26 protein-coding genes and 1 tRNA gene are annotated in these 26,453 nt (G+C 66.7%); 20 read left to right on the forward strand and 7 right to left on the reverse strand.

Going from position 1 to position 26,453, the window contains the following annotated elements; translation table 11 throughout:
* Nucleotides 1-134 precede the first annotated feature (134 nt).
* The 8 genes from L1965_RS12555 (at nucleotide 135) to L1965_RS12590 (ending at nucleotide 7,582) form a co-directional block, all read left to right on the forward strand.
* The gene (locus L1965_RS12555; protein WP_235756792.1) at nucleotides 135-431 is read left to right on the forward strand and encodes a hypothetical protein; all 297 of its coding nucleotides are present in this window, start codon (nucleotides 135-137) and stop codon (nucleotides 429-431) included.
* Between the two features lie 93 nt (nucleotides 432-524).
* The gene (locus tag L1965_RS12560; RefSeq protein ID WP_235756793.1) at nucleotides 525-1,790 is read left to right on the forward strand and encodes a Zn-dependent hydrolase; all 1,266 of its coding nucleotides are present in this window, start codon (nucleotides 525-527) and stop codon (nucleotides 1,788-1,790) included.
* A gap of 78 nt (nucleotides 1,791-1,868) precedes the next feature.
* Nucleotides 1,869-3,320 (forward strand): dihydropyrimidinase, encoded by a 1,452-nt coding sequence (hydA, locus tag L1965_RS12565; RefSeq protein ID WP_235756794.1) that lies wholly within the window; start codon nucleotides 1,869-1,871, stop codon nucleotides 3,318-3,320.
* Nucleotides 3,257-4,102, forward strand: coding sequence for an ABC transporter ATP-binding protein (locus L1965_RS12570; protein ID WP_439332090.1), 846 nt, complete (start codon nucleotides 3,257-3,259; stop codon nucleotides 4,100-4,102). The genes hydA and L1965_RS12570 overlap by 64 nt, the downstream gene beginning before the upstream one ends.
* Nucleotide 4,103: 1 nt before the next feature.
* The gene (locus L1965_RS12575; protein ID WP_235756944.1) at nucleotides 4,104-5,015 is read left to right on the forward strand and encodes an ABC transporter permease; all 912 of its coding nucleotides are present in this window, start codon (nucleotides 4,104-4,106) and stop codon (nucleotides 5,013-5,015) included.
* Nucleotides 5,012-5,854 carry an ABC transporter permease gene (locus L1965_RS12580; protein WP_235756796.1) on the forward strand — a complete coding sequence of 281 codons (843 nt, stop codon included), beginning with the start codon at nucleotides 5,012-5,014 and terminating at the stop codon, nucleotides 5,852-5,854. Before L1965_RS12575 ends, L1965_RS12580 begins: the two co-directional genes overlap by 4 nt.
* Nucleotides 5,855-5,876: 22 nt before the next feature.
* On the forward strand, nucleotides 5,877-6,863 hold the full coding sequence (locus L1965_RS12585) for an ABC transporter substrate-binding protein (RefSeq protein ID WP_235756797.1): 987 nt from the start codon (nucleotides 5,877-5,879) through the stop codon (nucleotides 6,861-6,863).
* A gap of 116 nt (nucleotides 6,864-6,979) precedes the next feature.
* On the forward strand, nucleotides 6,980-7,582 hold the full coding sequence (locus tag L1965_RS12590) for a YitT family protein (protein WP_235756798.1): 603 nt from the start codon (nucleotides 6,980-6,982) through the stop codon (nucleotides 7,580-7,582).
* A 58-nt stretch (nucleotides 7,583-7,640) separates the two neighbouring features.
* Here the strand turns inward: L1965_RS12590 and L1965_RS12595 are convergent, their stop codons facing one another.
* Nucleotides 7,641-8,453, reverse strand: a complete 813-nt coding sequence (locus tag L1965_RS12595; protein WP_235756799.1) for a hypothetical protein — start codon at nucleotides 8,451-8,453, stop codon at nucleotides 7,641-7,643.
* A gap of 140 nt (nucleotides 8,454-8,593) precedes the next feature.
* Here L1965_RS12595 and L1965_RS12600 point away from each other — a divergent pair, with 140 nt between their 5' ends.
* The 5 genes from L1965_RS12600 (at nucleotide 8,594) to preA (ending at nucleotide 13,766) form a co-directional block, all read left to right on the forward strand.
* On the forward strand, nucleotides 8,594-9,016 hold the full coding sequence (locus tag L1965_RS12600) for a PepSY domain-containing protein (protein WP_235756800.1): 423 nt from the start codon (nucleotides 8,594-8,596) through the stop codon (nucleotides 9,014-9,016).
* Complete coding sequence (locus tag L1965_RS12605; protein ID WP_235756801.1) at nucleotides 9,017-9,679, forward strand: response regulator transcription factor; 663 nt, start codon at nucleotides 9,017-9,019, stop codon at nucleotides 9,677-9,679. It begins immediately after the preceding gene.
* Complete coding sequence (locus L1965_RS12610; RefSeq protein ID WP_235756802.1) at nucleotides 9,679-10,977, forward strand: sensor histidine kinase; 1,299 nt, start codon at nucleotides 9,679-9,681, stop codon at nucleotides 10,975-10,977. Before L1965_RS12605 ends, L1965_RS12610 begins: the two co-directional genes overlap by 1 nt.
* Before the next feature lie 98 nt (nucleotides 10,978-11,075).
* Complete coding sequence (locus L1965_RS12615) at nucleotides 11,076-12,437, forward strand: NAD(P)-dependent oxidoreductase (RefSeq protein ID WP_235756803.1); 1,362 nt, start codon at nucleotides 11,076-11,078, stop codon at nucleotides 12,435-12,437.
* Between the two features lie 30 nt (nucleotides 12,438-12,467).
* Nucleotides 12,468-13,766 carry an NAD-dependent dihydropyrimidine dehydrogenase subunit PreA gene (preA, locus tag L1965_RS12620; protein WP_235756804.1) on the forward strand — a complete coding sequence of 433 codons (1,299 nt, stop codon included), beginning with the start codon at nucleotides 12,468-12,470 and terminating at the stop codon, nucleotides 13,764-13,766.
* 91 nt (nucleotides 13,767-13,857) lie between these two features.
* Here the strand turns inward: preA and putP are convergent, their stop codons facing one another.
* From putP to L1965_RS12640, 4 genes are all read right to left on the reverse strand, one after another.
* Nucleotides 13,858-15,327: a sodium/proline symporter PutP gene (gene putP / locus L1965_RS12625; RefSeq protein WP_235756805.1), complete on the reverse strand. Its 1,470-nt coding sequence runs from the start codon at nucleotides 15,325-15,327 to the stop codon at nucleotides 13,858-13,860.
* A gap of 114 nt (nucleotides 15,328-15,441) precedes the next feature.
* On the reverse strand, nucleotides 15,442-16,914 hold the full coding sequence (locus L1965_RS12630; protein ID WP_235756806.1) for a carboxypeptidase M32: 1,473 nt from the start codon (nucleotides 16,912-16,914) through the stop codon (nucleotides 15,442-15,444).
* Nucleotides 16,911-18,056, reverse strand: a complete 1,146-nt coding sequence (gene ctaA / locus L1965_RS12635; protein ID WP_235756807.1) for a heme A synthase — start codon at nucleotides 18,054-18,056, stop codon at nucleotides 16,911-16,913. Before ctaA ends, L1965_RS12630 begins: the two co-directional genes overlap by 4 nt.
* 39 nt (nucleotides 18,057-18,095) lie before the next feature.
* Complete coding sequence (locus L1965_RS12640; protein WP_235756808.1) at nucleotides 18,096-18,824, reverse strand: RNA methyltransferase; 729 nt, start codon at nucleotides 18,822-18,824, stop codon at nucleotides 18,096-18,098.
* A 70-nt stretch (nucleotides 18,825-18,894) separates the two neighbouring features.
* Between L1965_RS12640 and L1965_RS12645 the strand changes: the two genes are divergently transcribed.
* Nucleotides 18,895-19,497 (forward strand): thiamine phosphate synthase, encoded by a 603-nt coding sequence (locus tag L1965_RS12645; RefSeq protein WP_235756809.1) that lies wholly within the window; start codon nucleotides 18,895-18,897, stop codon nucleotides 19,495-19,497.
* 61 nt (nucleotides 19,498-19,558) lie between these two features.
* Here L1965_RS12645 and purN read toward each other — a convergent pair whose 3' ends face one another.
* Together purN and purM are read right to left on the reverse strand one after the other, a co-directional pair.
* Nucleotides 19,559-20,173 carry a phosphoribosylglycinamide formyltransferase gene (gene purN, locus L1965_RS12650; protein ID WP_235756810.1) on the reverse strand — a complete coding sequence of 205 codons (615 nt, stop codon included), beginning with the start codon at nucleotides 20,171-20,173 and terminating at the stop codon, nucleotides 19,559-19,561.
* A complete protein-coding gene (gene purM / locus L1965_RS12655; RefSeq protein WP_235756811.1) occupies nucleotides 20,170-21,210 on the reverse strand; it encodes a phosphoribosylformylglycinamidine cyclo-ligase in 1,041 nt (346 codons plus the stop codon). The genes purN and purM overlap by 4 nt, the downstream gene beginning before the upstream one ends.
* Before the next feature lie 150 nt (nucleotides 21,211-21,360).
* On the opposite strand from purM, the gene L1965_RS12660 reads away from it, so the two are divergent.
* From L1965_RS12660 to L1965_RS12685, 6 genes are all read left to right on the forward strand, one after another.
* Nucleotides 21,361-21,437 (forward strand) — tRNA-Ile (locus L1965_RS12660).
* Nucleotides 21,438-21,778: 341 nt separating this feature from the next.
* The gene (locus L1965_RS12665) at nucleotides 21,779-22,300 is read left to right on the forward strand and encodes a hypothetical protein (protein ID WP_235756812.1); all 522 of its coding nucleotides are present in this window, start codon (nucleotides 21,779-21,781) and stop codon (nucleotides 22,298-22,300) included.
* Nucleotides 22,301-22,372: 72 nt separating this feature from the next.
* Nucleotides 22,373-23,038: an HAD family hydrolase gene (locus L1965_RS12670; protein ID WP_235756813.1), complete on the forward strand. Its 666-nt coding sequence runs from the start codon at nucleotides 22,373-22,375 to the stop codon at nucleotides 23,036-23,038.
* Nucleotides 23,035-23,991: a sugar-binding transcriptional regulator gene (locus L1965_RS12675; RefSeq protein ID WP_235756814.1), complete on the forward strand. Its 957-nt coding sequence runs from the start codon at nucleotides 23,035-23,037 to the stop codon at nucleotides 23,989-23,991. The genes L1965_RS12670 and L1965_RS12675 overlap by 4 nt, the downstream gene beginning before the upstream one ends.
* Nucleotides 23,992-24,155: 164 nt before the next feature.
* Complete coding sequence (locus L1965_RS12680) at nucleotides 24,156-25,481, forward strand: ABC transporter substrate-binding protein (protein ID WP_235756815.1); 1,326 nt, start codon at nucleotides 24,156-24,158, stop codon at nucleotides 25,479-25,481.
* 98 nt (nucleotides 25,482-25,579) lie between these two features.
* Nucleotides 25,580-26,449, forward strand: a complete 870-nt coding sequence (locus L1965_RS12685) for a carbohydrate ABC transporter permease (RefSeq protein ID WP_235756816.1) — start codon at nucleotides 25,580-25,582, stop codon at nucleotides 26,447-26,449.
* Nucleotides 26,450-26,453 lie beyond the last annotated feature (4 nt).

Consider the following 26,453-nt stretch of genomic DNA (forward strand, 5'->3'; position numbering starts at 1 on the left):
CATCCCGCTCTGGCATGATCCTTTTCTGGGCAGCGGAACGTGATTTGTCACGCGCTGGTTTGAATGCTTGACTGAAAACATCCGCGTGCTAGCCTCATCCTGACCATTTGGTCAATATTCGCCGGGGTTCCTAGATGCCGCTCGACCGCAAGCCCGCGCCAATGGATCTGCGCGCCTTCTGGACGCCCTGCACGGCGAATTTCAGGTCGGCCCCGCGCCTGCCGGTCGCGGCCAGCGGCATGCACGGCGCTGACACGGACGCCCGGCCGCCTGGTCCGGGAACGTCCGGGCGGTGGTGCCGCAACGCCGGCCATACCCGCCTCCGCCTCACCGGCGCCATCATCGCCATGTCTCCGCCGCCGATCATCCGCAAGGCGCGGATCGCCGAACGGACAGGAACCCTCGCCGATGTCCGCGAGACCGCGTCCTGAACCGCAGCGGTCGCCGGCTCCCGCGCACCGGTCGCCGCCCCATCACGCCGATTTCGCATCAAGACGGAACGGCCAGACAGGAAGGAAGACGACATGACCGACAGCAACGGTCCGGGACCTGCCGCCAACATGACGGTCGATGGCGACAGGCTTTGGGACAGCATCATGGAGATGGCAAGGATCGGACCCGGAATCGCCGGCGGGAACAATCGCCAGACCCTGACCGACGCCGATGCCGAGGGGCGGGCCCTGTTCCGGATGTGGTGCGAAGAGGCCGGGATGACCATGGGGCTTGACCGTATGGGCAACATGTTCATGCGCCACGAGGGGGCCGAGCCGGATCTGGACCCTGTCTATGTGGGCAGCCATCTGGATACCCAGCCGACCGGCGGCAAGTATGACGGGGTGCTGGGCGTGCTGTCGGGGCTGGAGATCATCCGCTCGATCCGCGACATGGGGATCACCACGCGTCGCCCCGTCGTGGTGGTGAACTGGACAAACGAGGAAGGCACACGTTTCGCGCCCGCAATGCTGGCCTCGGGCGTGTTCGCCGGCATGCATGACGAGGATTATGCCAACAGCCGCGAGGATGCCGAGGGCAAGACATTCGGCGCCGAGCTGGACCGGATCGGCTGGCGCGGCGATGAGGAGCCGGGCAAGCGGCCGATCCACGCGATGTTCGAATACCATATCGAGCAAGGCCCGATCCTCGAGGCCGAGGGCTGTCAGATCGGCGTCGTGACGCATGGCCAGGGGCTGTGGTGGCTGCAGGTGACGCTGGCCGGCAAGGCCGCGCATACGGGCAGCACGCCGATGAACATGCGGGTGGATGCGGGACTTGGCATGGCGCGGATCACCGAGGCGGTGAATCGGATCGCCATGGATCATCAGCCAAACGCCGTGGGCGCCGTCGGTCAGGCGAATGTCTGGCCCAACAGTCGCAACGTGATCCCCGGAAAGGCCGTCTTCACCATCGATTTTCGCAGTCCCGATCTGGACAAGCTGACCTCGATGCGTTCGAGGCTCGAAGCCGAAGCCGCTGATATCGCAAGGGCGCTGGGGCTGGAAATCGAGATCGAGCCCGTCGGCCATTTCGATCCGGTGACCTTCGATGCGGATCTGGCCGCGAAGCTGCGCGAGGCCGCCGACCGTCTGGGATACAGCCACATGGATCTTGTCAGCGGCGCCGGCCATGACGCCTGCTGGATCAACCGCGTGGCGCCGACGGTGATGATCATGTGCCCCTGCGTGGACGGGCTGAGCCATAACGAGGCCGAGGAGATCAGCCCCGAATGGGCGAAGGCGGGCGCTGACGTGCTGCTGCACGCGGTGCTGGATGCCGCCGAGATTGTCCGCTGACGCGGACGCAAGCCGGGGGCGCTGCCCCCGGACCCCCGAGAAGGGGCGTATTTTTGGTCACGGAAGAAGAGGTTGGCGATGAGCACGGTCATCAGGGGTGGAACAATCGTCACGGCGGATCTGACCTACAAGGCGGATGTCCTGATCGAAGGCGGCAGGATTGCGGCGATCGGCGAGGGGCTGGTGGGCGACAAGGTGCTGGACGCCTCGGGTTGCCATGTCATGCCCGGCGGGATCGACCCGCACACGCATCTGGAAATGCCCTTCATGGGCACCTATTCGGCCGACGATTTCGAAAGCGGCACCCGTGCCGCGCTGGCGGGCGGCACCACGATGGTGGTCGATTTCGCCCTGCCCTCGCCCGGTCAGGGGCTGCTGGACGCTCTGCAGATGTGGGACAACAAGTCCGGCCGCGCGCATTGCGACTACAGCTATCACATGGCGATCACCTGGTGGGGAGAGCAGGTCTTCGCCGAGATGCAGGCCGTGGTGGATCGCGGCATCACCAGCTTCAAGCATTTCATGGCCTACAAGGGCGCGCTGATGGTGAACGACGACGAGTTGTTCGCGTCGTTCCGCCGGGTGGGCGATCTGGGCGGCATTGCCCTGGTCCATGCCGAGAACGGCGATGTGGTGGCCGAGTTGTCCGCCCGCCTGCTGGCCGAAGGCAATACCGGCCCCGAGGCCCATGCCTATTCGCGCCCCCCTCAGGTCGAGGGCGAGGCCACCAACCGCGCGATCATGGTGGCCGACATGGCGGGGGTGCCGCTATATGTCGTGCATGTCAGCTGCGAGGACAGCCACGAGGCGATCCGCCGCGCCCGCCAGCAAGGCAAGCGCGTCTGGGGCGAACCTCTGATCCAGCACCTGACGCTGGATGAAAGCGAATATTTCGACAAGGACTGGGACCACGCGGCGCGGCGGGTCATGTCTCCGCCGTTCCGCGACAAGAAGCATCAGGACAGCCTGTGGGCCGGTCTGCAATCGGGCAGCCTGTCGGTCGTGGCCACCGATCATTGCGCCTTCACCACCGAACAGAAACGCCATGGCGTCGGCGACTTCACCAGGATCCCGAACGGCACCGGCGGGCTCGAGGACCGGATGCCGATGCTGTGGACGCATGGCGTCGGCACCGGCCGCCTGACCCCGAACGAGTTCGTCGCCGCCACCTCGACCAACAGCGCCAAGATCCTGGGCATGTATCCTCGAAAGGGCGCGGTGCTGGTCGGCAGTGACGCGGATCTGGTCGTCTGGGACCCCGAGGCCGAAAAGACCATCAGCGCCGGCAGCCAGCAATCCGCCATCGACTACAACGTCTTCGAGGGCCAGAAGGTCAAGGGCCTGCCGCGCTACACGATCACGCGCGGCGTCGTCGCCGTGACCGAGGGCAAGGTGGACAGCCGCGAGGGTCACGGCGAATTCGTCCCCCGCGAACCGCGCGGCACGGTGAACCGCGCGCTGTCGCAATGGAAGGAACTGACCGCACCCCGCCCGGTCGAACGGTCGGGCATCCCGGCGACCGGGGTCTGATCTTGAGCCAGCCGGTCATCAGGGCGAACGCGGTCGGGCTGACCTTCCAGACCGCCGACGGACCCGTTCACGCGCTGAAGGATGTGGATCTGACCATCAACAAGGGCGATTTCGTCAGCTTCATCGGTCCGTCGGGCTGCGGCAAGACCACCTTCCTGCGCGCGATCGCCGCATTGGAGACACCCACTTCGGGTCAGCTGACCGTCAATGGCATGGACCCGGATGCGGCGCGGCGCGCGCGCGCCTATGGCTATGTCTTTCAGGCGCCCGGGCTTTATCCCTGGCGCACGATCGCCGGCAATATCAGCCTGCCGCTGGAGATCATGGGGTTTTCCAGGGCCGATCGGGCCGAGCGCGTCGCCCGCGTGCTGGATCTGGTCGATCTGGCGGGGTTCGGCGGCAAGTTCCCCTGGCAATTGTCGGGCGGGATGCAGCAGCGCGCCAGCATCGCCCGCGCGCTGGCCTTCGACGCCGACATCCTGCTGATGGACGAGCCCTTCGGGGCGCTGGACGAGATCGTGCGCGACCGGCTGAACCAGGCGTTGCTTGAATTATGGGCCAAGACCGGCAAGACCATCGGCTTCGTCACCCACTCGATCCCCGAGGCGGTCTATCTGTCCACGCGGATCGTCGTGATGTCGCCCCGGCCCGGCCGGATCACGCGCGTCATCGACAGCCCGCTGCCCGCCAGCCGCCCGCTGGACATCCGCGACACGCCCGAATTCATCGCGCTGGCCCATGAGGTCCGCGAGGGCCTGCGCGAGGGGCACAGCTATGACTGACATGGCCATCGGCGGGATGCGTGGCGGCGGAATGTTGCGGCGCGCGGCCAGCGGCGGCGTCCTGCCGATCCTGACCGTGCTTCTGGTGATCGTGATGGTCTGGTATGTCGCGGCGGTCGGCATGAACGCGCAATGGGTTCGCGATCAGGCCGCGCGCAGCGGCGCGGTGCTGGAAACAGGCGAATTCGTCCGCCAGACCCTGACGCTGGACAGGCCGGTTCTGCCCGCTCCGCACCAGGTTGCGGCGGGGCTGTGGGACGGGATCGCCGGCCAGAAGATCACCTCGAAGCGCAGCCTTGTCTGGCATGGCTGGGTCACGCTTTCGGCGACGCTGGCCGGTTTTGGCATCGGCACGCTGGCGGGCATCCTGCTGGCGGTCGGCATCGTGCACAACCGGGCCATGGACCAGTCGCTGATGCCCTGGGCCGTCGCCAGCCAGACCGTGCCGATCCTGGCCATCGCGCCGATGGTGATCGTGGTGTTTGCCAGCGCCGGCATCACCGGGCTTCTGCCAAAGGCGATCATCGCGGCCTGGCTGTCGTTCTTTCCGGTGCTGGTCGGCATGGTCAAGGGGTTGCGGACGCCCGAGGCGATGCAGATGGACCTGATGCGGTCGTGGAGCGCATCACCCGCGCAGCGCTTCTGGCGGCTGCGCCTGCCCTCGTCGATGCCCTATCTGTTCGCCAGTCTCAAGGTCGCGATCGCCGCCGCGCTGGTCGGCACCATCGTTGGCGAATTGCCGGCCGGCGCCAGTTCCGGCCTGGGCGCGCGGCTGCTGTCGGGCAGCTACTATGGGCAGACCGTGCAAATCTGGTCGGCCCTGTTCACCGCCGCCGCGCTGGCCGGGGGGCTGGTCCTGCTGATCGGGCTGCTGGAACGGCTTACGCTGCGGCGCATGGGACTGGCGCGATGAACGCGCTGCCGATCCTTGCGGTCTGGCTGGGCGGATGGGCCCTGAATGTCTGGCTCGCCCGGATCGACACCCGCGCCTCGCGGCTGCTGGTCGCGCTGATCTTTGGCGCCACGCTGCTGCTGGTCTGGGAAATGATCGTCACGCTCTACGGCGTGCCGACGGTCATCCTGCCCGCGCCCAGCCAGATCGGGGCAAGCGTTGCCGCGAATGGCTCGATCCTGTGGACCGATTTCGTGCAGACGATCCTCAAGGGCGCACTGAGCGGCTGGCTGATCGGAGGATCGGCCGCGATCCTGACCGCCATCGCCATCGATCGCAGCCCTTTTCTGCAACGCGGCCTGCTGCCGATCGGAAACTTCGTCGCCGCGCTGCCGATCGTCGGCATCGCCCCGATCCTGGTGATGTGGTTCGGGTTCGACTGGCAGTCCAAGGCCGCGGTGGTGGTGGTGATGGTGTTCTTCCCGATCCTTGTGAACATGGTCGCGGGGCTTGCCGCCACTGATCCCATGCAGCGCGACCTGATGGCGACATGGGCGGCGCCCTATGGCGCGTCGCTTTGGAAGCTGCGGCTGCCGGCGGCCATGCCGTTCCTGTTCAACGGTCTCAAGATCACCACCACGCTGGCCCTGATCGGCGCGATCGTGGCCGAATTCTTCGGCAGCCCGACGCGCGGCATGGGGTTTCGCATCTCGACCGCCGTGGGCCAGCTGGACCTGCCGCTTGTCTGGGCGGAGATCCTTGTAGCGGCGATCGCGGGGACGTTGTTCTATGGCGTCGTCGCGCTGATCGAGAAGAAGGTGACCTTCTGGCACCCGTCGCAGCGCAATCAACGGGGCTGAGCCCCCAACAGGAGAGTGGATCATGAAGAAACGGATGCTATCGGTCGGAGCCTTCGCCCTGATGAGCGGCGGCGCCCATGCGGCGGACGAGCTGAGCTTGCAGCTGAAATGGGTCACCCAGGCCCAGTTCGCAGGCTATTACGTGGCCCAGGACAAGGGCTTCTACGAGGAGGAGGATCTTGACGTCACCATCAAGCCCGGCGGTCCGGACATCGCGCCGACGCAGGTGCTGGCCGGGGGCGGTGCCGATGTGACCGTCGAATGGATGCCCGCGGCGCTGGCGGCCCGCGAAAAGGGCCTGCCGATCGTCAACATCGCCCAGCCCTTCAAGTCCTCGGGGATGATGCTGACCTGCCTCAAGGAATCGGGCATCACCGACCCCAAGGCCGACTTTCCGGGCAAGACGCTGGGGGTCTGGTTCTTCGGCAACGAGTATCCCTTTCTCAGCTGGATGAACCATCTCGAAATCCCGACCGAGGGCGGTCCCGACGGCGTGACCGTGCTGAAGCAGGGGTTCAACGTCGATCCGCTGCTGCAAAAGCAGGCGGCCTGCATCAGCACCATGACCTACAACGAATACGGCCAGGTGCTGGACGCGGGCTTGACCGAGGACGATCTCGTCACCTTCAAATACGAGGACCAGGGCGTCGCCACGCTGGAGGACGGGCTCTACACGCTGGAACAGAACCTTCAGGACCCGGCGATGGTGGACAAGCTGGTCCGGTTCGTGCGCGCCAGCATGAAAGGCTGGAAATACGCCGAGGAAAACCCCGAAGAGGCGGCCGAGATCGTGCTTGAAAATGACGAGACCGGCGCCCAGACCATCGAACACCAGACCCGCATGATGGGCGAGGTCGCCAAGCTGACCGCAGGCTCGGACGGCGCTCTGGACGAGGCGGATTATCAGCGCACCGTCGATACGCTGCTGGCCGGCGGCTCGGACCCGGTCATTTCCCAGGCGCCCGAAGGCGCCTGGACCCACGACATCACGGACCAGGCGTTGAACTGATCCGGCGCGATTCCTGCGCCGACATGCGCGGGACCGGGTGGGGGGGGCAGGCGCGCCCCCCCCTTTTTTCATGTCACGCCCTTGCGCCGATCCGGATCAGGGGGCACAGCACGCGGATGAGCGACACGCAACGCAAGCACAGCATGATCGAGGATGCGCAGGGCATCGCCTTCGGCAGCTTCATGGCCGCCGCGGGTGTCCTGCTGCTGACCCATCTGGGATTCGTCACCGGTCAGACGGCCGGCATGGCCATCCTGATCGCCTATGCCACCGGGTGGGAATTCGGCCCGGTCTTCTTCGTGATCAACCTGCCCTTCTACTGGCTGGGCTGGCGTCGTTTCGGACCGCGTTTCGTTGCGAAAAGCTTTGCGGCGGTGGCGCTGCTGTCGGCCTTCAGCATGGTGCTGCCCGCGCATCTGCACTTCGGGCCTATCCATCCGGCCGTGGGCGCGGTCCTGATCGGATGCCTGACCGGGGCCGGGCTTCTGGCGCTGTTTCGCCACGGATCGTCGCTTGGCGGGGTCGGGATCGTCGGGCTGTATATCCAGGACGCGACCGGGTTCCGCGCCGGCTGGGTGCAGCTGATCTTCGACGCCGGGCTGTTCCTGATCGCGTTCATGCTGCGCGACCCGATCACCGTGGCGTGGAGCTTTCTGGGCGCGATCGTGCTGAACCTGGTGATCGCGGTCAATCATCGCCGCGACCGCTACATCGTCTGAGGGCGGGCGAAGGGGGCGCGGCGCTGATGCGGCCCCTTCGCCCTGGTTCGGCGCGCGGTCAGCGCGCGGTTTCGCGGATCACCTCGCCGGCCGGATCGACCTCCAGCGTGACCGCCTCGCCCGCGGGGTTGGTGGCATCGACCAGCAGCCGAGGCCCGGCCGGACGTGGTGCGGCAAGCTCGGTGTATCCGGCACCGCCCAGGCGTTCGTTCAGCGCCTGGCGGTCGATCGGCGGCATCCCGCGCAGGCCATCCGGGCTGCGGCGTCCCTCGGGACCGCCGCGCATCTCGTCCCCGACACCGCGCATCTGGCGATCGCCGCCCTTGCCGTTCCAGGCGCCGTGATCCCCGCCCCGGCCCTCGCGATGCCCGCCCATGCCGCGCTTGCCGCGTTTCCCGTGATCGTCCTCATCCCGGCCAAAGCGCAGCAGGCGCCCGTCCTGGTCAAAGCCTGCCCGCAGATCGGTTCCATCCGCATCCTCGCCCGAGACCATGAAGCGACCGTCGCGACCGCCCACCCGCTCGATCTGCGCGAATTGCGTCAGGATGTCGTTGTCGCGCACGGTTTGCGGCAGCAATGCCTCAAGCAGCGGTTGCGGCATCGCGATGTCATCAACCTCGACCATGACCAGGTCGTTGCGGTCATTCACAAGCGCCTCGATCTCGCCGCCGCCCGGCAGATCGCCCTCGATCTTGCGGCCGCCGCGCGGTCCCTGCCGGATCTGGACAGCCTCCAGGTTCAGCGCGCGCAGCGCCGCGGGCAGATCATCGGCGGCGGTGACCGGTGCGGTGCCCTGCGCCAGCGCCGCATGGCCCAGTCCGGCAACCAGAGCCAGCGTTGCCGCCGAGATCTTCAGGATGTTTCTGCTCATGTCGGTTTTCCCTTCTTGTGTTCAGGTCGGGCAGGACCAACGTCCCGCCACACGAATCGGGTTCTAGACGAACAAGGCCGAACGGAACGCCAACGGTTCGTTTGGTTTCCATTTGGGCGGATCGGCGCATAGATGGTCCCATGCAAGCGCGCCATGGTATCCCGATCATCCTGCTGGCTCTGGCCCTGACCGGCTGGACCCTGAGCGGGCACGGATCGGATCGGCTGCTGCGACATGCGCTGCCCTCGCCCATGCTGTCGCCGGTGTGGGCGGATGAGTTTCGGCCCCTGCCGTTCCATGAGCTTGCCGAAAGCCTGGGCGATCGCTATCGGGGCCGTCTGGTCGGCGCCCGGATTGCCGCACCCAGGCCCTGGGAACGCGACCTCGGCGCGGCGCTTGTCTATGAGTTCCGGCTGGTCACGCCACAGCGCAACCTGTTGCGGGTCCGGATGGACGCCCGGAGCGGGCGATTCCTCGAGGTCGCCGGACGTGGCCAGCTGGACGCCTTGCGTCGCACCGGCGAGGAACGCGACGGTCGAGACCGTGATGTTGACGAGGATTGAATGCGCGCATTGATTGTCGAGGACGATTCCTTGCTGTCCAGCCAGCTTGCAACGGCGATGCAGGCGGCGGGCTTCGTGACCGATCGGGCGAGCGACGGCACGGAGGGAGAGTTTCTGGGTGCCACCGAAAGCTATGACGTGGCGATCCTGGACCTGGGTCTGCCGGGCCTGCCGGGGATCGAGGTGCTGACCCGCTGGCGCGATCAGGGAATTACCATGCCCGTCCTGATCCTGACCGCGCGCGGCGACTGGACCGACAAGGTGGCCGGGTTTCGTGCCGGCGCGGATGACTATGCCGTGAAACCCTTTCGGCTGGACGAGGTGGTGCTTCGCGCGCAGACCCTGATCCGCCGCGCGGCCGGCCATGCGCGGCCGGTGATCGCGGCCGGCCCGCTGAAACTGGACAGCCAGCTGGGTGTCATCACCCGCGACGGGACAGCCCTGAAGCTGACCGCTTTCGAGACGCGCATCCTGTCCTATCTGATGCATCATCAGAACCGGATCGTCAGCCGGACCGAGCTGTCCGAGCATCTTTACGAGGCCGAGACCGACCGCGACTTCAAATCCATCGAGGTCGTGATCGGACGGCTTCGCCGCAAGGTCGGGGACGGCCTTATCGAGACAAGGCGCGGCGAAGGCTATGTGCTGCGGGCCGTCGGCTGATGCGATCGATCCGGGCGCGCCTGCTGCTGCTGGCCGCTGCCTGGCTGGGCGCTGCGCTGCTGGCGGCATTCCTGATGGTGTCGCATCTGCTCGAGGATTTCGTGACCGGCCGCTTCGACGCCGAGGCGGATGCGGTCGCCGACGCGCTGACCGGCAGCATCGAGGCCACCGCAGACGGCCGCATCACGGTCGACGGCGTGCCCATCGACGCCCGCTTCGGCCTGCCTCTCAGCGGCTGGTACTGGCAGGTCAGCGCCGGGGAACGGGCCGTGGCGCGCTCGACATCGCTGCTGGACGGACGGCTTGACGGTCCGGGCGGGTCCTTCCTGAGCGGGCATGGCATCGGCGCGGATGGTGCCGTCCTGCGCGTGCTGCGGCGCGAGTTTACGATCCCCGACAGTGACGCGCTGATCGCCGTCACCGTCACCGCACCGGTCGACCAGATCCGCGACAGCCTGCACCAGATCCGTCGTCCGCTTGCGTTCTCGCTGATCGTGCTCGGCCTGGGTCTTGCAGCGGCAAGCGTCATCCAGGTGCAGGCTGGGCTTCGCAGCCTGACGCGGCTGGGTGCCGATCTGCGGCGCGTGCGCGCGGGGCAGATGGACCGCCTGCCCCTGCCCGACGTCAGCGAGCTGCGCGCCCTGACATCCGAGATCAACGCCGCCCTTGACCAGAACGCAACGCTGCTGGCGCGCGCGCGGCAGCATCTTGGCAATCTGGCCCATTCCTTGAAAACGCCGCTTGCCGCGCTGCGCAACGAATTGCCGCCCGATCACGGCGGGCAGGCGCTGATCACGCGGATGGACCGGCTGCTGGGCTGGCATCTGCGCCGCGCCCGGCAGGCCGGTCCGCGCCTGCTGGGTCAGCGGACGCCCGTGCCTCCGGTCATCGACGACATCCTGATGGTGCTGCGCTGGCCGATGCAGGACCGGGGCGTCACCGTGCGGACCGATTGTCCGGCCGAGGCAGGCTTCGCGGGCGAGCGGCAGGATCTGGAAGAGATGATCGGCAACCTGGCCGAGAATGCGGTGAAATGGGCGCGCAGCCGGGTGCAGATCACCGTCTCCGCGAGTGCGGCCGGGCTGTGCATCCGCGTCGAGGATGACGGTGCCGGAATGGCAGACACCGATGCCCCGAAGGCCTTGATCCGGGGGGGGCGTCTGGACGAAGATGGGGCGTCGGGATCAGGGCTTGGCCTGGCGATCGTCGCCGATCTGGCCGCGCTGCACGGGGGCCGTCTGCGGCTGGACCGCAGCGCGCTTGGGGGGCTTGCCGCAATTGTGGACCTGCCCGCCTGAAACAGTCGCAAGGACCGGCCGCAGGGGTTTTACCGTTTGATAAAAAATCGAAGCTGTGCCAGCCTGATCCTGTCCAACAGGTGAGCCAGGAGACGCAAATGTCCCAAGCCCGACTCTCGCCCGGCATCGTGCCCGGACGGCTGACCGCCGAAGAGCTTGCGGCGAATTTCGCCGATGTCGCCCCGCCGCTTGACCGGCACGAGGCGCAGGTCGCGGCAGACCGCTGCTATTTCTGTCATGACGCGCCCTGCATCACCGCATGTCCCACGGCCATCGACATTCCGCTGTTCATCCGGCAGATCGCGACCGGCACGCCCGACGCGGCCGCGATGACGATCTTTCACGCCAATATCCTGGGGGGCATGTGTGCCCGCGTCTGCCCGACCGAGACGCTGTGCGAAGGCGCCTGCGTGCGGATGGAGTCCGAGGGCGATCCGGTCCGGATCGGCGCGCTGCAACGCCATGCCACGGACGGCCTGATGGCGCAGGGCGGACATCCGTTCCGCCGCGCCGCGCCGACCGGCAAGCGCATCGCCGTCGTGGGCGCAGGCCCCGCGGGGCTGTCCTGCGCGCATCGCCTCGCGGCCAAGGGCCACGAGGTCGTCGTCTTCGACCGGCGCGACAAGCCCGGCGGCCTGAACGAATACGGCATCGCCAGCTACAAGACCGTGAACGGCTTCGCCCAGGCCGAGGTGGACTGGCTGATGGCGATCGGTGGCATCACCATCGAGACAGGCAAGGCGCTGGGGCGCGACCTGACGCTGCAGGCATTGCAGGACCGGTTCGACGCCGTTTTCCTGGGCATCGGGCTGGGTGCCGTGAACGCGCTGCGCGCCGAGGGCGAGGACTACCGCAATGTCCGCGATGCCATCGATTTCATCGCCGAACTGCGCCAGGCCGAGGATCGCTCCGCCCTGCCCATCGGTCGCGACGTGGTGGTGATCGGCGGCGGCATGACAGCCGTGGATGCCGCCGTGCAGGCCCGGCTGCTGGGCGCCGAGAACGTCACCATGGTCTATCGCCGCGACCGCGCGCAGATGGGCGCCTCGCAGCATGAGCAGGACCACGCCGCCAGCAAGGGCGTGCGGATCATCACCGGCGCGGCGCCGGTCGCGGTGATCGGCAACGATGGCGCGGCCGAGGCCGTCCAGTTCGCCTATACCGCGGTCAGCGACGGCCAGGTGCACCTGACCGGGAACGGCTTCCGTCTGAAGGCAGACCAGGTGTTCAAGGCCATCGGTCAGCGGCTCGGGGGGCCTCCGGATAGGCTGCAACTGACGAAAACCGGCAAGATCGCGGTGACCGCGTCGGGCCGGACCAGCATCGCGGGCGTCTGGGCGGGTGGCGACTGTGCCGCGGGCGGCGACGACCTGACGGTGACGGCGGTGGCCGAGGGCCGCGATGCCGCCGAGGATATCGACGCCCATCTGACCGGGCGGACGCCCGAAATTCCCGGCTGAGGCCGGATCGCTGAAGGAAAGGAGGCTGACATGGCTGATCTGCGCAGCGACTTTGTCGGGATCAGATCCCCGAACCCGTTCTGGCTGGCCTCGGCGCCGCCCACCGACAAGGAATACAATGTCCGCCGCGCCTTTCAGGCCGGCTGGGGCGGCGTGGTCTGGAAGACGCTGGGGGGCGAGGGTCCGCCGGTGGTCAATGTCAACGGCCCGCGCTACGGGGCCATCCATGGTCCCGACCGCCGGCTGCTGGGGCTGAACAATATCGAACTGATCACCGACCGCCCGCTTGAGGTGAACCTGCGCGAGATCAAGACCGTCAAGCGCGACTATCCCGACCGCGCCCTCGTCATCAGCCTGATGGTGCCCTGCGACGAAGACAGCTGGCGCAGGATCCTGTCGCAGATCGAGGACACCGGTGCCGACGGGGTCGAGCTGAATTTCGGCTGCCCCCATGGCATGAGCGAGCGCGGCATGGGATCCGCCGTCGGCCAGGTGCCGGAGTATATCGAGATGGTGACGCGCTGGGTAAAGCAGTATTCGCGGATGCCCTGCATCGTGAAGCTGACCCCGAATGTCACCGATGTCCGCAAGCCCGCCGAGGCCGCGAAACGGGGTGGCGCCGACGCGGTCAGCCTGATCAACACGATCAACTCGATCACCTCTGTCGATCTGGACCTGTTCGCCCCGCAGCCGACCATCGACGGCAAGGGCGCGCATGGCGGCTATTGCGGGCCGGCGGTCAAGCCGATCGCGCTGAACATGGTGGCCGAGATCGCCCGCCACGCCGCGACGCGCGGCCTGCCGATCAGCGGCATCGGCGGCATCACGACCTGGCGCGATGCGGCGGAATTCATGGCGTTGGGGGCGGGCAATGTGCAGGTCTGCACGGCCGCCATGACCTATGGATTCAAGGTGGTGCAGGAGATGATCTCGGGGCTGCGCGATTATCTGGACAGCCACGAGATGGCGCTGCCGGACCTGATCGGGCGGGCGGTGCCCAATGTCACCGACTGGAACCAGCTGAACCTGAACTATGTCACCAAGGCGGTGATCGACCAGGACGCCTGCATCAAATGCGGTCGCTGCTACGCTGCCTGCGAGGATACCAGCCACCAGGCGATCGCCATGAAGCCCGGCCGGGTCTTCGAGGTGATCGAGGAGGACTGCGTGGCCTGCAACCTGTGCGTCGATGTCTGTCCGGTCGAGGACTGCATCACGATGCGCGAACTGGCCCCGGGCGAGCTGGACCTGCGGACCGGCCTGCGACGTGGGGGCTACGCCAACTGGACGTCCCATCCCAACAACCCGATGGCGAAGGCGGCGGAATAGACCGCCGCCTTCGTTTGCGTCCCGCGATGGCCGGGGGGCTGTCTGCCCCCCGGCCCCCCCGAGCTTGTGTCGCGACCGATGCGGGCCGCGATCAACCCTGTTTCAGGGGCCGGAACTCGCCCTTGGCCTCGGTCGCCAGGCTGACGGCCACGATCGCGATCATGGCGAGGATGAAGCCCGGAATGATCTCGTAGACGCCCGGCCCGCCCATGAAGCTGGCATTGAGCCCGGCCCAGATCCAGATCATCACCGTGCCCGCGCCGACGACGAGCCCCGCAACCGCGCCCAGCCCGGTCATCCGCGACCAGGTCAGCGACAGGATGATCAGCGGACCGAACGCCGCGCCGAAGCCCGCCCAGGCATTGGACACCAGCGAAAGCACGCTGGAATTCGGGTCGCGCGCGATGATGGCGGCGACGATCCCCACCGCCAGCACTGCCAGGCGGCCGACCAGCACCAGCGTCTGATCGCTGGCTTCGCGGTTCAGGAACAGCCGATAGAAATCTTCGGTCAGCGACGACGAGGACACCAGCAGCTGGCTGGAAACCGTGCTCATGATCGCGGCCAGCAATGCCGCGAACAGGAAGCCCGTGACAAGCGGGTGGAACAGCAGTTCGGCCAGGATGATGAAGATGGTTTCCGGATCCTCGATGCTGAGCCCGTTGCGGACCACATAGGCGCGACCGAAGACCCCCAGGCCGATCGCGCCGAGCAGCGAGATTGCCATCCACCCCATCCCGATGTTGCGGGCCGTGGGCACCTCCTCGAGGCTGCGCACCGCCATGAAGCGGACGATGATGTGGGGCTGACCGAAATAACCCAGACCCCAGGCGACCGCCGAAAGGAAACCCACGACTGTCAGGCCCTGAGTCAGCGAGAGGAAGTTCGGATCGACCGCAGCGAGGGTCTCGCGCGCCTGTGCAAGCCCGCCGCCCCCCGGCCCCAGCAGCACCACCAGCGGCATGATGACCAGCGCCAGCATCATGATGCAGCCCTGCACGAAATCGGTCAGGCTGACCGCCAGGAATCCGCCGACCACGGTATAGGCCAGCACGACGCCAAGGGTCAGCCAGACCCCGGCCTGATAGTTGCCGCCGAATGCGCTGGCGAACAGCTTGCCGCCGCCGACCAGTCCCGAGGCGGTGTAGACGGCGAAGAACACCACGATCACCACCGCCGAGATCACCCGCAAGGGCAGTGCCCGGGTGGGAAAGCGGTTCGCCAGAAAGGCGGGGATCGTGAGAGAATTGTCATAGCGCTGTGTCTGTTCGCGCAAGCGCGGCGCGACGATGATCCAGTTCAGAAGCGCGCCCACGAACAGCCCGATGCCGATCCAGGCCTCGACCAGTCCGGCTGCGTAAAGCGCGCCGGGCAGCCCCAGCAGAAGCCAGCCGCTCATGTCCGAGGCACCGGCCGACAGCGCGGCGACGGCCGGCGGCAGGTTGCGCCCGCCCAGCATGTATTCTTCCGAGTTCGACGTGGATTTGCGCCACGCGTAGATGCCGATGGCCAGCATCAGCATGAAATAGAGGATCAGACTGATCCAGACGCCAGTCGCCATGTTTTCCATCCGTGTTTTCAAGACATCGTGATGAACCAACGGTGACAGATCGATACGCTGGACGCAACCGACAAGCCCCGGCGAACCTGGCGACACGCGCCGGGGCCGGCGGGATCAGAGGCTGTAGAGGCGCCCGAACTTGTCCTCGAGATAATCCAGAAGCGGGGCGGGGCTGACCGGCGCGCCGGTCGCCTCTTCGATCAGCCGGTTCGGCGGCCTCAGCCCGCCATGCCGCTGCACGTTCTCGCGCAGCCATTCGACGCCGGGTCCGGCATCCCCCTGCGCGAGGGCGTCGTCCAGGTCGGGCACCGCCTTGCGCATCGCCGCGTTCAGGCAGCCGGCATAGACATTGCCCAGGGCATAGGTCGGGAAATAGCCGAACAGCCCCACCGCCCAGTGGACATCCTGCAGCACGCCATTCGCCGGGCGATCCACCGCGATGCCGAAATCCTTGAGGAAACGCGCATTCCACGCTTCGACCAGATCCTCGCAGTCCAGCCGGCCAGAGATCAGGTCGCGTTCCAGATCAAAACGCAGCATGATGTGAAGGTTGTATTGCACCTCGTCGGACTCGGTGCGGACGCAGCCCGGGGTCACGCGGTTCACGGTGGCGTAGAACGCGTCGGGGTCGGCGATGTTCAGCCCGTCGAACGCGTCCGACATGCGGTCGAACAACCATCCGGTGAACGCCCTGCCCCGGCCCATCTGGTTTTCGTAGATACGGCTCTGGCTTTCGTGAAGACTCATCGACCCGCCGCGCCCCAGCGGAGTGAAGGCATAGTCCGGATCGATGCCCAGCTCATAGCTGGAATGGCCGACCTCGTGGATGGTCGAGTAGAGGCAGTTGAAGGGCTCGGGCTCGACCACGCGGGTGGTGATCCGGCTGTCCTGCCAGCGGCCACTGCTGAACGGATGGACGGCCGTGTCCATCCGGCCGCGCGACCAGTCATAGCCGAAGGAGGTGGCGCAGCTGCGTGCCAGTCGCAGCTGCGTTTCCTGCGGGAAATGGCCGGTCAGCGCCTGTGGCTGACTGTCGGCGCCCAGCACGTCCTCGCGCAGCGTGACGAGGCGCGGGCGCATGGCGTCGAAGACCGCCGCGATCTCGGCGGCGGTTGTGTCTGGCTCGAACTCCTGAAGCAACGCGTCATACAGGTCGCCGCCATCCGCCAGCGCGGCGGCCTGTTCGCGCTTGAGCATCAGGACCTGGTCCAGGGTGGGCAGGAAATCCAGAGGCGATTCATTCGCGCGCGCGTCGGCCCAGATGCCTTGCGCCAGCGAAGTGGTCCGGGCCAGTTCGGTGGCAAGCCGCGCGGGAATGCGGCTGGCGCGGGTGAAATCGCGGTTGATCAGTTCGACGATTCGCGTCTCGACCTCGGTCCGCGGCTCGGCGGCGGCCAGCCATTCGCCCAGGCGCGGATCGGTCCGCCGTTCGTGCAGCACCTCTTCCATCGCCGCGATCTCTTCGGATCGCTGTTCGGTCGCGCCGCGCGGCATTACGGTTTCCTGGTCCCAGCCAAGCCGTTCGGCGACCGAGGACAGCGCCTCGGTCTGGCGCTGGAACGCAAGCAGGTCGTCGAAAGCGCTCATCGGATGGTCCCCCTGACCGAGGTTTCATGTGGGTAGCGAGCGTGGGCGCGTGCCCGGATAATCAGCGTGAACAGCGCGACCGCGCCAAGCTGATGGGCCAGCGCCAGTGCCAGCGGCGAGGCGTACACGACGTTCATGATGCCAAGTCCGATCTGCACCGCGACTATGACGATCATGGCAGCATGGGCGCCGCGTGTCACGGGATGCGGCGATCTGCGGGCGCGCAACCAGACGACCACCGCGAAGATCGCCAGCAGATAGCCCGCCATGCGATGCATGAACTGCACCAGCGCCGGGTTCTCGAACAGATTGCGCCAGCCAAGCTCGGCCGTCCAGATCGAAGCCGGAATCCATTCGCCGCCCATGGTCGGCCAGCCGGTATATTGCCGGCCCGCGTCGATGCCCGCGACCAGCGCGCCGATCAGGATCTGGACAAAGGCCAGATGCATCAGCCCGGTGGTCATCGAGAACAGCTTCGGCTCTCCGGCGCGTCGGGCGCGCAGCAGATCGGCTTCGGACCGGCCAAGAAGCAGCACATACCACGCGATCAAGCCAAGGATCAGGAAGGCGATGCCGAGATGCGTGGCAAGACGATAGGACGCCACGCGCGTCATCCCCTCGACCAGCCCGGAACTGACCATCCACCAGCCGATCGCGCCCTGCAGACCGCCAAGCGCGCCAAGTCCCAGCAACCGGGGGGTCCAGCCTGTCGGGATCCGTCTCGTGGCCAGCAGGGTCAGAAAGCCCGCCGCCCAGACCAGCCCGACCAGACGGCCCAGCAGGCGATGCGACCATTCCCACCAGTAGATCCACTTGAAACCGGCCATATCCATGTCGGCATTGACTTGCGAATATTGCGGGATCTGCCGATAGGCCTCGAACTCGGCTTGCCACTCGGCCTCGGTCATCGGCGGGATCGTACCCGTCACCGGTGCCCATTCGGTGATCGACAGGCCGGACCCGGTCAGCCTTGTCGCCCCGCCCAGGGCGATCATCGCGGCGACCATCGCAAACAGGATCATCAGCCAGATGCGGATCGCCCGCCGCGCGCCCCGCGGGGCGGCGTCGATCATGCCGGTCCGCGGGGGCGCGCGGCGGGCAGTCTGGTCCGAGACTTCCTCGAATACGGGGCGCTTGGCCATTTTCGGCTCCATTTTGGTCGAGCGGAGGTTAGGTCGGGCTTATCGGCGGGTCAATTGCCGCAGCATGCCGTGCAGGATGCGGACATCGCCGCGTGTCAGGGTCAGCCGCGACCACATGTTGCGCAGGTTCAGGCGCATGTTGTGGGCCTTGTTTTCAGGGAAGAAAAACCCGGCCTCGGTCAGCTTTTCCTCGTAATGGTCGCCAAGGCGCTCGACTTCCACACGGTCGGCCAGCAGCTCGGAGACCGGGCGGCGGCCATGCGGCGCGGGTTCGGGCGGCAATTGGTCGCGGCCCCACTCATAGCCCATCAGCAAGACGGCCTGGGCCAGGTTGAGCGAGGGGAAGTCCGGGTTCACCGGAACGGTCACGATGGCATTGGCGCGGGCCACGTCATCGTTTTCCAGCCCGGCGCGTTCGGGGCCGAAGATGATCGCGCTCTGCCCGTCATGGCTGCGCGCCTTTTCCATCGCGGTCTGCGGGGTGTGGACCGGCTTCGACAATTCGCGCCCGCGCGCGGTGGTGGCGAAGGCGAAGTCGATGCCCTCCATGGCCTCGGCCAGCGTGGGATAGACGCGCGCCTGGTCCAGCACCGCGCCGGCGGCACCCGAAGCCATCGCGACCGCCTTCGGATTGGGCCAGCCATCGCGCGGCGCGACCAGCCGCATCCGGATCAGGCCGAAATTCAGCATGGCGCGGGCGGCCGCACCGATATTCTCGCCCATCTGCGGGCGGACAAGGATCACGACGGGTTGGCGACTGTCTTGCATGCCCGCCGCATAGTCCGTCTGGCAGCGGGCGGCAAGCTGCGCTATCTGCGTGTCAAAGATGGAGACGCCAATGACGGACGCCCCGCAACTGTATCTGATGACGCCGGCCGGCGCGCAGGCTTCGGCCCTGGGACCCTTGCTGACCGAGGTCATGGACCGATTCTCGCCAGCCTGCCTGCGCATTCGCGGCGGCGCCGAAGAGGATGAGCTGGGCCGGCTGGCCGATCTGGCGCGCGAAATCGCCCATGCCCGAGACGTGGCGGTGGTCATCGACGATCATGTCAGGCTGGCGCAGCGGCACGGCCTGGACGGCGTTCACCTGACCGATGGCGCGCGGGGCGTGCGACTGGCCCGCAAGGAGCTGGGGGCCGACGCGATCGTGGGAGCCTTCTGCGGCGCGTCGCGCCACGAGGGCCTGAGCGCCGGCGAGGCGGGTGCCGATTACGTCAGTTTCGGCCCGGTCGGGGACAGTGCCCTGGGGCGCGGCGAGCCGGCCCCGCTGGAGCTGTTCCAGTGGTGGTCCGAGCTGATCGAGATCCCGGTCGTCGCCGAGGGCGCGATCACGCGCGCGCTGATCGAGCAGCTTTCGCCGGCCTGCGACTTCATCGCGATCGGGCCCGAGATCTGGTCGGAACAGCAGCCGACCGAGGCGCTTTCGGCGCTGTGGGCGTGACACCTGCCTGATCTGTCAGCCAGCAACGGCTTGCCGCACGCTGGGCCGTGGGCCCCCGCCATCACGATCCGCGCACCAGCCCCTCGGATCCCAGCATGACCGGCGTCTTGTCGCCCGCTGAAAAACGCCGAAGCACGGCGGGGTAAAGCCGGTGCTCCTGCGTCAGCACCCGCGCAGCCAACGATTGCGGCGTGTCGTCCTTCAGCACCGGCACCCGCGCCTGACCCAGAATCGGCCCCGAATCCAGTTCGGATGTGACCAGGTGGACTGTCGCGCCAGCCTCGGTATCGCCCGCGGCGATGGCCCGGGCATGGGTGTCAAGGCCGGGATATTTCGGCAGCAGCGATGGGTGGATGTTCAGCATCCGCCCGGCAAACCGGTCGACGAAGCCTGGCGTCAGGATGCGCATGAACCCGGCGAGGCAGATGATGTCGGGCCGCGTGTCCAGCAGCGGCCTGAGCAACGCGGCTTCAAAACCCGGCCTGTCGCGCGGAAAGTCGCGGTGATCGACGGCCAGGGTCGCGATACCCAGGGCGGCCGCCTTTGCAAGCCCGCCCGCGGCAGGCTCGTTCGAGGCGACCAGCACCGGCCGCGCCGGATGATCGCCTGTCATGTCCTCGACCAGTCGCAGCATGTTCGAACCGCTGCCGGAGATCAGGATGGCGACGCGGATCACGCAAGCCTTCCGCTGTAGCGCACCCCTGCCCCGGCGCGGACATGGCCCATGCGGTGCACGGTCTCTCCGGCCTCTGACAGCAATGCGGCGATCGCCTCGGCACGGTCCGCGGCCACGGACAGGATCAGGCCGATACCGCTGTTGAAGGTCTTCAGCATCTCGGCCTCGTCGGTCCCGCCTGCCTGCGACAGCCAGCGAAAGACCCCAGGCAAGCGCCATGCGCCCAGATCGATCTCGGCGCCGAGGTCCCCTGGCAGGACGCGCGGCAGGTTCTCGGTGATCCCGCCGCCGGTGATGTGGGCCAGCGCGTGGACGCCGCCGGCGCGGATCGCCGCAAGCGCGGGCCTGACGTAAAGCCGGGTGGGCGTCAGCAGCGCCCGCCCCAGCGTTCCCTCGGCGAAGGGCGCCGGATCGGACCAGCCAAGGCCGGCGCGCTCGGCCACCTTGCGGACCAGCGAATAGCCGTTGGAATGCACCCCGTCCGAAGCCAGCCCCAGCAACACGTCACCGTCGCACACGTCCCGGGGCAGCGCGGTCCCGCGCTGCATGGCGCCAACGGCAAAGCCCGCCAGATCGAAATCGCCATCGTGATACATGCCCGGCATCTCGGCCGTTTCGCCGCCGATCAGCGCGCAGCCTGCGGCCTTGCAGCCGCGCGCGATGCCCTCGATGACCCGCGCGCCCTCTTCGACCGACAATTTTCCGGTGGCGAAATAATCGAGGAAGAACAGCGGCTCGGCGCCCTGGCAGACCAGGTCATTGACGCACATCGCGACCAGGTCCTGGCCGATACCGTCCAGATGACCCGTGTCGATGGCGATGCGCAGCTTGGTGCCGACGCCATCGGTCGCGGCGACCAGCACCGGATCGTCGTAGCCGGCGGCCTTCGGGTCGAACAACGCGCCGAACCCGCCGATGGCATCCATCACGCCGGGGCGCGTCGTCGTCGCAGCGGCCGGCTTGATACGCTCGACAAGTGCGTTGCCCGCATCGATATCGACGCCTGCGTCGCGATAGCTAATCCCGTCTCTGGTCATTGCGGCCCCCGTCTGTCTTGTCGCGCCCCCGATAGCCGAAGCCGCGTTGCGGGGCAACGGCCAAGGCGGCCGATGCCTGACCCGGCAAGCCCGGCGACGATGTCACGCTTGACCACGCGCGCCGGCCCGATTACGCAGATCAGGCTGCATGGGCCTGTAGCTCAATTGGTCAGAGCAGGGCGCTCATAACGCCTTGGTTGGGGGTTCAAGTCCCTCCGGGCCTACCACCCCCTTATCGTTCGGACCTGCATGCGGCGCCCCCTGACGGGTCTGGCCCCACAACGTTCCGGCGGTTTCCGCCACGATCGCGGCACGGCATCCCGAAGCCGTGTCTTTTTCCTGCATCGTCGCGGCGTAATTCGGGTCGGATCGTCCACAAAAGCTGGCTTGAGTGCCGCTCTTGGGGCAGACTGCATCACAGATCGGTTTTCTGCGCGCGCATTCTCTCCGGACCCATGCAAAAGATATTTCAGTGTCACTACATGAAAAATTGGCAACGAATTGTTCCTGCGGACAAAACTGTCCTGGGTCGGAATGCTGCGCCGTGCCGCAAGAGGCGGAGATCGCCATGTTGCTGATTCCCGCTCTGATTGTCGCGGTGGTGTTCGGCTTGCTTGGCTCGTCCGCGGCCCTGCTGGCGGGGTTCGGCTGGCGCGGCGCGCTTGGTGCCTATTGGCTGTCCGGAAATATCGGCCTGCTGGCGACAATCATGCCGCGCTTGCTGCGGACGGGGCCAGGCGAAACCGCTTCGGGGCTGGCGTCACGGGCAGGCCGGCACCGGATGCTGATCGCGCTTTGCTGGATGATGCTGGGGCTTGGCATCATCGCCTGGCATGGTTTCGTTGGCCATCTTCAGCCCAGAAACCCGCATGGCAACGAGATCGGTGCGGTCATTGGTCTGCAATATCAGGGCTCCAACACGGATTACCGCTATCTGTGGACGGCTTCCGCGCCGCAATTCATCAACGCGGTGGTGGAGATGGCGTTGCGGATTCCGCTGTGGGTGATGGGGGCGCTGGCCTATTTCGCCGGGCTTGCGCGGCTGCTGGTCGCGGCGGCCGATCGGATCGAAACGCCCGGTCACGGCTGATCACCCCGTTGCGGCAATCCGAACCGCCGCTATGCTGCCGATGGCATGGGGGGGGGGGCTGGAACGGGTTTGGTGCCGGGACTGATCATTTTCGACTGCGACGGCGTGCTTGCGGACAGCGAGATCCTGTCGGCCGAGGTGCTGATCGACCAGCTGGGGGCATTGCAGATCGCGCTGAGCATCGACGATGTCCGAAACGAGTTCCTGGGACGCAGCTTTCCGACCGTGGCCAGGCTGATTCGCGACCGCTTCGGTTGTCCGCTGCCCGAGGATTTCGAAGCCGCCTATCGCCGCCGCCTGCTGCAACGCTTTCAGACCGAGCTGCGTCCGACGCCCGGACTTCTGCCGATGCTTCGGCAGCTGCGCCTGCCTGCCTGCGTCGCGACCTCGTCCAGCCCTCCCAGGGTTGCGCGCACGCTGAACCTGCTGGGGCTTGAGCGTCGCTTTGGCGCGAATGTCTTTACCGCAAGCCAGGTCGCGCACGGCAAGCCTGCGCCTGATCTTTTCCTGTTCGCGGCGCAGGAGATGGGCGTCCTGCCGGATCATGCGCTGGTGATCGAGGACAGCCCGCCCGGCATCATGGCCGGGCTGGCGGCGGGGATGCGGGTCCTGCACTACCGCGGCGGCGCCCATTTGCGTCACCTGCCCGCCGGCGATCCCCAGGTGCCGTGCTTTGACAACTGGGCGGAATTCCCGCAACTCTTGAAGGACATCGAGCAAGGAGCGACCTTACGGTGAACGCAGGACGTCTTACGCCCGAGGCCACGCGGCTGGACGACGCGGCCCGTGCCGGCTGGCTTTACTATGTCGCCGGCAACACCCAGGACGAAATCGCGCGGAAGCTGGGGGTCAGCCGCCAGTCGGCACAGCGACTGGTGGCGATGGCCGTCAGCGAACGGCTGATCAAGGTTCGCATGGATCATCCGATCGCCCGCTGCATGGATCTGGGTCGCGCGCTTTCCGATCGCTTCGAACTGAGGCATTGCGATGTCGTTCCGTCGGATCCCGACGCACCGGACCTGCTGACCGGCATTGCCATCGCGGCGGCGGCCGAGCTTGAAAAGACCCTGAAATCGCCGGAGCAGAAGATCGTCAGCCTCGGCACGGGGCGGGCCCTCAAAGCGACGGTCGAACAGCTGCCGCGCATGTCCTGCCCCCAGCATATCGTCGTCTCGCGTCTTGGAAACATGATGCAGGACGGTTCGGCCTCGCCCTACAATGCCACCATCCGGCTGGCCGAGCGGATCGACGCGCCGCATTATCCCTACCCCCTGCCGGTGCTTGCCCGCAGCCCGTCAGAACTGGCCGCGATGCAGAGCCAGGAGGCGGTGCAGAACACCATCGCCCTGTGCCGGCGGGCGGATCTTTCGCTGGTCGGCATCGGCCAGATGGACCGCGGCGCGCCGCTGTTCGTCGACGGCTTCGTCAGCGCGGCAGAGATGGACCGGCTGGCCGAGGCGGGCGCCGTGGGCGAAATCACCAGCTGGGTCTATGACCGGGATGGCCGCGTGATAGACTGTGACCTGAATGCCCGCGTCGCCTCTGCCCCGCTGCCACACGCGGTCGCGCTGCCGGTGATCGCGGTGGCCAGCGGCGAGGCAAAGTTGCCGGCCATCCGGGCGGCGCTGATCGGCAAGCTTGTGAACGGACTCATCACCTCGGAAGCGACGGCAGAGCGCCTCTTGCTGTGATCTGGCTGGGAAAGATGTGCGAACCCTGTTGAAATCAGATCCCTTCCGACGTCCCGGGCCGGGTGCGGCCGGGCGGTGACGTTTGGCGATTGACAGAATCGGTTAAAATTGTGAGTATTTGCCCATCGGCATGGCAATTGCCCGAGCCGTCAAGGGAGGAAACCATGAACAAGACGATCCGCGCTCTGATGGGCGCGACGGCGCTTTGCGCGACCGCTGGCATCGCCACCGCACAGGACAACGTGACGCTGACCGTCGCGACGGTGAACAACGGCGACATGATCCGGATGCAGGGCATGACCGACGATTTCTCCAGCAGCCATCCCAATGTCAGCGTCGAATGGGTCACGCTGGAGGAGAACATCCTGCGCGAGCGCGTGACCACCGACATCGCCACGCAGGGCGGTCAGTATGACGTGCTGACCATCGGCACCTACGAGGTCCCGATCTGGGCCGAGCAGGGCTGGCTGGTTGCGCTGGACGACCTGCCCGAGGATTACGACGTCGATGACCTGCTGCCGGCCGTCCGCGAGGCGCTGTCGGTGGACGGCACGCTGTATGCGGCGCCCTTCTATGGCGAGTCGGCGATGGTGATGTACCGCACCGATCTGGCCGAGGCGGCCGGTGTCACGATGCCCGACAGCCCGACCTGGACCGACATCAAGGGCGCCGCAGAGGCGATGACCGACAAGGAAAACGAGGTTTACGGGATCTGCCTGCGCGGCAAGCCGGGCTGGGGCGAGAACATGGGCTTCATCACCGCCATGGCGAACAGCTATGGCGCGCGCTGGTTCGACATGGACTGGAACCCGCAATTCGACAGCGAGGAATGGAAGGCGACGCTGGCCGACTATCTTGAGCTGATGACCAATTACGGGCCTCCGGGCGCCTCGTCGAACGGCTTCAACGAAAACCTGTCGCTGTTCCAGCAGGGCAAATGCGGCATGTGGATCGACGCCACCGTGGCCGCCGGCTTCGTGACGGACCCCGAGAACTCGACCGTGGCCGACAGCGTAGGGTTCGCAAAGTTCCCCAACCGCGAAGGCGTGGACAATCACGGCAACTGGCTGTGGGCATGGAGCCTGGCCATCCCGGCCTCGTCGCAAAAGCAGGATGCCGCCAAGCAGTTCATCGCCTGGGCGACCTCGAAAGGCTATACCGAGCTGGTGGCCGGCAAGGAAGGCTGGCGCGCCGCGCCTCCGGGCACGCGCACCTCGCTCTACGAGAATGCCGACTATCTGGCCGAGGCCCCGTTCGCCGAAATGACCCTTTCGGCGATGAACGCGGCCAACCCGCAGAAAGGCTCGGTGCAGGACATTCCCTACACCGGCGGACAGTTCGTGGCGATCCCCGAGTTTCAGGGAATCGGCACGGCGGTGGGCCAGCAATTCTCGGCGGCACTGGCGGGGCAGATGTCGGCGGATGACGCGCTGGCGGCGGCTCAGTCCACCACCACCCGCGAGATGACCCGGTCCGGCTACATCCAGTAGGCGGCCAGCTTCGCGCTGCCCGGCGACGACCCCGGGCGGCGCGATGTCGACACCGGGACCGTGCGCGCGTCCGCGCGCCGCCGCAGAAGGAACACATCATGGCCACTCGCCAGACCGCAAGCCTTGCCCGGCTCATGCGTGCGCCCGCGATCATCCTGCTGCTGATCTGGATGGTCGTGCCGCTGGGGATGACGCTCTATTACTCGTTTCTGAACTACAACCTGCTCAACCCCGCCGTCACAAGCTGGGCCGGCTGGTTCAACTATCAGTATTTCTACACCGATCCGGCCTTCCTCGACTCGCTGTGGAACACGCTGGTGCTGGTTGTGGGCGTGCTGCTGATCACCGTCTGCGGCGGCATCGCGATCGCGATCCTGATCGACAAGCCGATCTTCGGACAGGGACTGGTGCGGATCCTGGTCATCTCGCCCTTCTTCGTGATGCCGCCGGTCGCGGCGCTCATCTGGAAGAACATGATCATGCATCCCAGCTATGGCGTGTTCGCCGACATCGCCAAGTTCTTCGGCACGTCGCCGGTGGACTGGTTCGCACAATATCCGCTGTTCTCGATCATCATCATCGTCGCCTGGCAGTGGCTGCCCTTCGCGACGCTGATCCTGCTGACCTCGCTGCAATCGCTGGATGGCGAACAGATGGAGGCCGCCGAAATGGATGGCGCCCCGGCCTATAGCCGCTTCATCCATCTTGTGCTGCCGCACATGGCGCGCGCGATTACCGTCGTGATCCTGATCCAGACGATCTTCCTGCTCAGCATCTATGCCGAGATCCTGGTGACCACCAATGGCGGTCCGGGCACGGCCTCGACCAACCTGACCTATCTGATCTATCGCGCCGCGCGACTGAACTTCGATATCGGCGGGGCAGCCGCCGGCGGGGTCATCGCCGTCGTCCTGGCCAATATCGTCGCCATCTTCCTGATGCGCGCCGTCGGCAAGAACCTGGATTGAGGGA

The organism is Paracoccus salsus (genome assembly GCF_021556615.1).
Lineage (GTDB): Bacteria > Pseudomonadota > Alphaproteobacteria > Rhodobacterales > Rhodobacteraceae > Paracoccus > Paracoccus salsus.